This window comes from Niastella populi, assembly GCF_002078015.1.
Lineage (GTDB): Bacteria > Bacteroidota > Bacteroidia > Chitinophagales > Chitinophagaceae > Niastella > Niastella populi.
The window spans coordinates 1-5,365 of record NZ_LWBP01000016.1 but is presented as its reverse complement, the minus strand read 5'-3'; the positions used below and the strand labels follow the sequence as shown (position 1 = coordinate 5,365).

Below are 5,365 nucleotides of genomic sequence, written 5' to 3'. Positions count from 1 at the left end.
CCTACCATTGGCTATCTATTTCTTTCCTTCCGGAAACCATGAAGAAAGCATATCGCGAGGTAATTAACGGGAATGCAAGGAAATTAGAGAACTGATTAGTTATGGGCATCTTATACACTTGAATAAAGCAGGATTTTTTTCACCCCAGCAAGAAGGAAATTGCCAGTGTGAATATTTTCAAAGCGCATCGCTACTGTATTAAGGTAACTTCTTCCTCCTCCGGAGTTTAACAATTTATCACTCTACCTTTTCCATTACTAGATTTGATTTTTTCATGTAAGCGATTAATAATCATTACAATTTATGTTGCCAATATGAGCTTTATTAGTATCAAGGCGCATGCACTTCTGCACTTCATTTAATTAATACAAATTTATCGGTTCGATTGTCCGATGACCTAACAACAAAAAAACCACTGAAAATCAGAGGCTTATATCTCGTGGAGTCGGGTGGACTGTAATCGAACCCCTACTCTCTTTTTTATCTTTTATTAAACAGATGCAAACAGTTTAATCAACCACACCCCTGCCTATCCGTTTAACGACTTATATTTAAGAATTACTCCACCTTTCATTAATGGTTGTGAAGATATTAATGAAAGTTTTTTCGCGGGAAGCCCTTTTGGGAATAAATACCTTCCTTGCCTGCAATGACCGGAGCAATACCAATCCTGTATTCGTCAATGAGATTTTCCCTAATTAATGTCACACACAAATTTGCGCTACATATAAGGCTTTGTACATTTGGAACCACCGGGTGCTGATATCCACTTCCTTAAGATTTAGCTTGCAAAATAAGGGATCATTAGAACAAACCGTCGGTTACTGCATCTTCTTAACCAAATAAAAAAACCATTGACAATCAACACTATTTTTTAGTTAGCTTCATTATAACAAACGCATCGCCATTTATGGATTCTTTCTTTAAACTAATGAACTCATTAATAGAAATCAATGAAACTGACAGAACCCTCATTGCATCATTATTAAAACCCAAAGAAATTGAGAAAGGAACTATTTTATTAAAACAGGGTGATATGGAAAAAAGTGTCGCATTTATCGAGAATGGTATATTCAGACATTACTCTATTGTCCAGGACGGAAAAAAAATTATAACGTCATAAAACAACGACAGCTAACATAAAATGAAGACAATAATATTTTGCTGCGGACTGTACTCAATTGCTTTTGCAATCTTTCATATTTTATTTTGGAGACTATTTAATTGGAAAAAAGAGTTAGAAAAATTGGACTTTACAAACCGGGGAATTGTACAAATATTGAACACGAGAATAATATACTTCTTTTTATTCGTTGCATACATTTGTTTCGTTTATCCTGACGAGCTATTGACTTCTAATCTTGGAAAAACATTTTTGACAGGAATTTCTTTATTTTGGTTAGGCAGGACCATTGAGCAATTTGTATTTTTAAAAGTAAACAATAAGTATGTTCATATTCTGACCGCAATTTTTGTAATCGGAACAATTCTATTTGCGTTGCCGTTAATGTTCAACAAATAGAACCGAACTGTAGCCTCCTACAATCGCCAGTTGTAAGCCTGGTATTCTGCGCTGCTGCATTTGGTTTTGCACAAAAAACTGATCCAAAGCAACATATTTGAATAATTGTCGAAAAAGTAATAAATTAAATCCTCGGTTCCATCCCCCTGAAATTCCTCCAATACTTTCCTTACAGTTATTTGTATTTATCCTATTACTCGAAACATTCTTCAAATAGTGTATATGGCCGGCTGCGACCTTAATAATAACTTGTGGCCTGATATGGATTTCAATATCTTTCGATCTTATCAAAATCAGGATATTAAAGGGAGGCGCGATATCATAAATTTATTCAGGCCAACATCAATAAATCCTGTTACCGCAAATGGATGAAACACTGAGAAAAATCAAACACGCCATGTCTGAGCGCAACCCTTATAAGATTGTTTGACTGTTTTTTGACAGGGTAAACAGAAGTGTTTAGTCCATCATAGATTTTATAAAAATTAAGAATGATCAAGAAGGTAATTAATATATACTTATAACCATTCTCCGTATGCATCTATCCAGCAATCGAATAAACCTATAAACTCATTTCCTCGCTTCATGGCCCTCGTAAGTAGAGATACTGGAAATAGTAGTGATTGTTTTATTTCCAATTAAATGGATACGCAAACTTAAACACCAATCGCGTAACAATTACGCATATTTTCGGTTTTGAAAGATGCGGCTTTAACCATATTTTTAAACTATCCCATGAATCAGCAATCCCATCTATTAAGAATATCCGAATTATTATCCAGGTTCAGCGCCCAGGTAAGTATATTGAATGCAAACAGCGAATACAGCATTAATATACATGCTGAGAATTTATTAATAAAAGTATTAAATGAATTGTTTGACCTTGACTTAAAGAATATCAACTATACTTCCGGTAAAATGCAACCTGCTATTGACCTGGGTGACCCGTTACGCAGAACAGCCATCCAAGTTACAGCAACAGCTGACATGAAAAAAGTGCTAGGAACCATTGCCATGTTCAATGAAAAGAAACTGTTTCATCAGTATGATCGGCTTTTTATTTATATCATTACACAAAAGCAGCCTTTTTATAATCCGAAAAAGATAAAAACTAAAGTTGACTGTAAATTCATTTTTACGCCAGAGCATATCATCGATCATAGTGATGTGTACAAAGAACTGAACAGGCAAAATGATCTTAGTAAAATTAACCAGATATTATACTTACTCGAGCAACAATTTACAGATCGTACAGGTGAATCAGGCTTGTTAAATGGTGATTACCACGATAGTTATCATCTCCTGCCTGAACTTCCCCATATCATGATACCAGCAGCGCCTTACATTTCATTAAAGCCCTATACGGAAAAAGAGGCTGCTATTTTCTGGGGAAGAGGCCGTCAGATCAGAGAACTTTATGAAGCTGTATTTGACCAGGATTGTAATCCTGTGATCTTGCTCTATGGTCAGACGGGCGTTGGAAAAAGTTCTTTGCTAGATGCCGGGCTCATACCACGGTTAAAGTTTAAATCAGATGTCAGGTACAAAAGAAGGTACACCGGTGAAGGGTTGGTAAAAACATTACTGGATGCTTTGAATTGCCCTTCTGTGGAAAATATAAAAGAATATCTGATGACCAGGCAACGCAATGGAAAGAAGCTGGTATTGATCATCGACCAGGTTGAGGAAGCTTGGACTAAGCCATTGGAACATGGGCCAGACGAAATAGATCAATTTCTTACTACACTAAAACATCTGGTAATGGCTCTCCCAAAGCGTACGCTTACAGTGATCCTGGGTTACAGGAAAGAATATCATGCAGAGATCGACCAGCAATGTATCCGCTATAATTTGCCGGCTATGACCTACTTTTTACAACCTATAGGGAAAAACGGCATAAAGGAGATCGTAAATGGACCTTCATCAAAAACCACAACAAAAAAACAATATAGACTGGAGATCGAAGCGGGGCTCGACGACCAGATTGCCAACGATCTTGTAGCTGACCCCGATTCACCAGTGATGCCGGTACTGCAAATATTAATGACAAATCTGTGGGATGGCGTAAAACACATACATGCTGAAAAGCGTACGATCTCTTTTGCAGCTTACTTTCATTTGAAGAAAACGGGATATGCGCTTAGTGACTTCTTAAATACCAGATTACAGGAGATTGCTCAAAATTATAAGGAAGAAGTAGATTCAGGCCTGGTTCTCGACCTTTTATTCTTTTTTACCACTTCATTATCTACATCGGACACGCACAATAAACAAACTGTCCTCGATCGATACGATAAAGAATTACCAATACAACAAATACTAACAGCCTGTGTGCAGTTTTACCTGTTGACAGAAACAAAGGAATCTTCAAATAATTATAGCCTCGCGCATGATACACTGGCGCCGGTAATACGATCAAGATTCGGCTCCTCCGAACTGCCCGGACAGAAAGCCCATAGAATACTCGAAAACCGCCGGGCTGATCTTATGAAAGACGATTTACATCCAATGAGCGATAAAGACTTCGCCTCCGTGGTAAACGGCAGGAAGGGAATGCGTATATGGACAAATCAGGAGACTTTACTGATCGAAATCAGCGGACAGCATGCCATGAAATTTGAGCTGCAGGAAAATTTACTGTCTCATATAGGTATGGAAATACATGATAATATAGGCCAGTTATTATCTGTACTTAAACTGCAATTGGAGATAATAGACGAGAGGTCTGATGAGTTGGCTAAAAATTTACATGAAATAAAACAATTGGTCAGGGTGATAGTTCAAGATGTTGCACAACTATCAAGAAGCCTCAATCCGACCTATATTCAACGAATTGGTTTTATAGGTGCCTTACAGGCAGAGATCAACAAGATAAAAAATTATTTCAATGTTCAGTTGGAAATGTCGGGGGATGAGCAGGAATTGAATGAAAAAGAAACGTTGACGCTTTTCCGGGTATGCCAGGAGTCATTGAATAATATCCTAAAGCATTCAAAAGCCAAACATATAAGTTTTAAAATAACATTTAATGCAAAGGAGGTAAGTATTTCTATCAAGGATGATGGGATCGGATTTGATGTCGGCAATCGAACTGACGGAGGCCAGGGACTTAAAAATATGGAATATCGTATAATGGTCTTACAGGGTGAATATACAATAACCAGCCAACCGGGCTCTGGGTGCACAACCTATATAAAGCTGCCTCTACAAAACAGGACGTTGAAAACGTCCTGATAAGTGCTTACGCATGTAACAATCAGCATTAAATAACAAAACTGGATCGTTTTTATGTCAGCTAATAGTAATATAAAATTTGTAGTTGCTGCTTATCCATACACGAATGAGATGCGGGACGAACGAAATGCCATTATGGAAGATATTATAACAGAGCATTACGCTCAGCAAGTGAAAGGAATTCTTGTTATAGGTGTAAACCTGCATAAACAACCGTGCAACATGTGTCGTTGAACAATATAAGTAAGAAATGAAACGAAATCTCATTAATAAACCCTTGAGTCCTCCCCGGACTCACAAATCACTTACACATATCAGATACATAATACATTATAAAACTACCCAACTTCTACTCACGGATTTACTCATAGTAAGTTTGACATGTTTTGACGCCATAGTAAAAATAACTACCGGAATTAATGAGATATGATAAAGAAAATCAGACGATTATAAATTTTTATAATGCTGGGAGTGGAAATTAATAAAAAAGGGATAAATTATAAAATACAAAAGCCTGTAACAAGCTGTCAGTCAGCACATTACAGGCCAAGTGGAGGTGACCGGCGTTCTATCGCAGCACTCTTCTCCTTTTTATCGTTTATAGGTCAA

2 protein-coding genes are annotated in these 5,365 nt (G+C 37.0%); one reads left to right on the top strand and one right to left on the bottom strand.

Going from position 1 to position 5,365, the window contains the following annotated elements; genetic code table 11:
• Positions 1 to 591 precede the first annotated feature (591 nt).
• On the bottom strand, positions 592 to 753 hold the full coding sequence (locus tag A4R26_RS36025) for a dihydrofolate reductase family protein (protein ID WP_081161404.1): 162 nt from the start codon (positions 751 to 753) through the stop codon (positions 592 to 594).
• Between the two features lie 1,465 nt (positions 754 to 2,218).
• On the opposite strand from A4R26_RS36025, the gene A4R26_RS04725 reads away from it, so the two are divergent.
• Positions 2,219 to 4,756 (top strand): nSTAND1 domain-containing NTPase, encoded by a 2,538-nt coding sequence (locus A4R26_RS04725; protein WP_133054541.1) that lies wholly within the window; start codon positions 2,219 to 2,221, stop codon positions 4,754 to 4,756.
• Positions 4,757 to 5,365 lie beyond the last annotated feature (609 nt).